At 69.9% G+C, this 652-nt stretch carries 1 protein-coding gene; it reads right to left on the bottom strand.

Features of this window, described 5'->3' with window-relative positions; genetic code table 11:
* Positions 1 to 101: 101 nt before the first annotated feature.
* On the bottom strand, positions 102 to 652 hold a 551-nt coding region (locus KUM32_RS27960; RefSeq protein WP_217144753.1), incomplete at its 5' end, for an ATP-binding protein.

Genomic DNA, 652 nt, shown 5'->3' with positions numbered 1-652 from the left:
ATGCCCCTTCCTTCTCGTCCGCTTCCATGAGCACGCCTTCGTTCACCTCGGCTGGAACAAGGTGAAGGTCCCGTACACGCGCCTTTCGAGCAGCCGGACCGTCACAGGTAGGGGCCAAGACGCGCACATGCCTGCTCGATCAGCTCCCGGTCCACACGACTTGCGGGGTCGCGCTCGCGGGCCGCGTAGACATGCGACGTGATCTTCGCCCACGTGCGGAAATTGCCGCGCGCCATCTGCTCGTCCACCCGCGCAAGGTCGTCCGGGTCCGCCTGCGCCCACACGGGATGGAACAGGGTCAGCGTCTGCGCTACTTGAGACAGCTCAAGCCGGCCGACCTGGTGCCAGATCAGCACGCGCGAGCGCAACGCCGAAGCACGGGCCAGAGCGCGCTCGCTTCCCGCGCCGCACAACACCAGCGCCGCCGTGCAGCCCGGCGCATCCCACAACTGCCGCAGGTAATCCAGCAGCGGCGGCGTCAGCCGCTGGGCGTCATCGAGAACCAGCACACCAGGCTCAGCCAGTGCCCGCATCAGAGCCTGGCTGGCCGGCCCGGCCCGGTGCGGCAACGCCCCCGACTGCAGCCCGAGCGCTTCACACAGCAAGGCCCGCAGCTGCGGCAGACCGGGCGCCACCCCGGCCACCGCCCGCC

Source organism: Streptomyces sp. AC627_RSS907 (genome assembly GCF_019049165.1).
Note: the sequence above shows the minus strand (reverse complement) of the source record. Positions and strands in the feature narration are given on the sequence as shown.